General features: G+C 69.3%; 1 protein-coding gene. It reads left to right on the top strand.

From position 1 onward, the window contains the following. Positions 1 to 142 precede the first annotated feature (142 nt). Positions 143 to 1,495 (top strand): SAM-dependent methyltransferase, encoded by a 1,353-nt coding sequence (locus JTJ31_RS24325; RefSeq protein ID WP_207541324.1) that lies wholly within the window; start codon positions 143 to 145, stop codon positions 1,493 to 1,495. The last annotated feature ends 28 nt before the right edge of the window (positions 1,496 to 1,523 follow it).

Raw genomic sequence — 1,523 nt, 5'->3', positions numbered from 1 at the left:
AGGGATACGACCACCGCCGCTGCCGCCGGGAGTGTCGTGTTTGCGGCATCATCCGCGCATCATCAGGCGCTGCTCTCTTTGCAAGAGCCGTGGGGGAGCCGCTACATTCCCCGCAGTGGACGGATCGCCCGGCCATCTGGGTATGGTCGGCTCCCGCTCGCGGGACAAGGCCAGGGAGGGATGCCCCATCAACGACCCGCGCACCGCCGCCGTCCGCCGCCTGGCTGAACACGTTGCGCCGCTGCTTGGCGCCGACTTCGTGCTGCGCCTGTGGGACGGCAGCGAGACGAAGATGGGCCCTGCCGCACGCAACGACCTCGCCTTTGCCATCCGCTCGCCGGCGATGCTGACGCGGCTGGTGCGTCGGCCCAGACTCACCACCCTCATTGAGGGTTTCGCCGCCGGCGACCTCGCGATCGAGGGCGGCACGTTGCTCGACCTTGCCGCGCGCGCGGAAGGCGGCCGACGTGGGCTGCTGAAGAAGATCGACAAGCGGCTCGCCGCGCGCGCATTGCTGCCCTTCCTGTTCGGCAGCGGCAGCGCCTCAACCAGCCATGCCTTCGCTGGCCGCGCCGACGCCGCCAGATATGGCCAGGGGCGCGACGACAAGGCGCTGATGCAGTTCCACTACGACCTGTCCAACGCCTTCTACGCACTCTTTCTCGACCCCGAGATGGTCTACACCTGCGCCTACTGGCCGACGCCCGAGACCACGCTGGAGCAGGCGCAGTTCGCCAAGCTCGATCTCGTCTGCCGCAAGCTGCGCTTGCAGCCCGGCGAGCGCCTGCTTGATATCGGCTGTGGCTGGGGCGGCATGGTGATCCACGCGGCGACGCATTACGGTGTCCATGCCACCGGCGTGACGCTCGCCGAGGAGCAATTCGCCTATGCGACGGAGAAGGTGCGGCGGCTCGGCCTGCAGGACCGGGTGACGATCCTGCTGAAGGATTTCCGCGACCTCGATGCACCGCCCTTCGACAAGGTGTCGTCGATCGGCATGTACGAGGCCGTCGGCCTCGACAACCGCGAGGGCTACTTCAAAGGCGTCAAGGACCGGCTGCGCCCGCGCGGCGCTTACCTGCACCACGCCATTGCGCGTCCGATGAAGCGCAACGAACGCGTGTTCCGCCGCAAGCGCCCGGAGTTCCAGGCACTGGTGAACTTCATCTTCCCCGGGGGCGAGCTGGACCACCTCGGCGGCACGCACGATGCGATGGAGCGCAACGGCTTCGAGATCCACGACTGCGAGGGCCTGCGCGAGCATTACGGCCGCACGTGCCGCGCCTGGACCGAACGGCTGCACGCCCGCCGCGCCGAGGCGGTGGCGGAAGTCGGCCATGCCAAGACCGAGATCTGGCTGCTCTACCTGGCCGGCTGCGCGCTGGCCTTCGAGCGCGGCACCGTGGGCATCTTCCAGACGCTGGCGACCCGCCGCGCGCGGGGCCCGTCCGGCCTGCCGCCGACCCGCGCCGACTGGTATCCCGCGGGCGGTTGAACCATCGCCGCGCCCGGCCTGACCTGCC

Origin of the sequence: Sabulicella rubraurantiaca (assembly GCF_017355885.1) — a bacterium.
GTDB classification, from domain to species: Bacteria; Pseudomonadota; Alphaproteobacteria; order Acetobacterales; family Acetobacteraceae; genus Roseococcus; species Roseococcus rubraurantiacus.
Note: the sequence above shows the minus strand (reverse complement) of the source record. Positions and strands in the feature narration are given on the sequence as shown.

What these genes read in the sequence shown, in the direction of transcription:
- JTJ31_RS24325 (WP_207541324.1), top strand. Translation starts at nt 143, where the DNA reads ATGGTCGGCTCCCGCTCGCGGGACAAGGCCAGGGAGGGATGCCCCATC.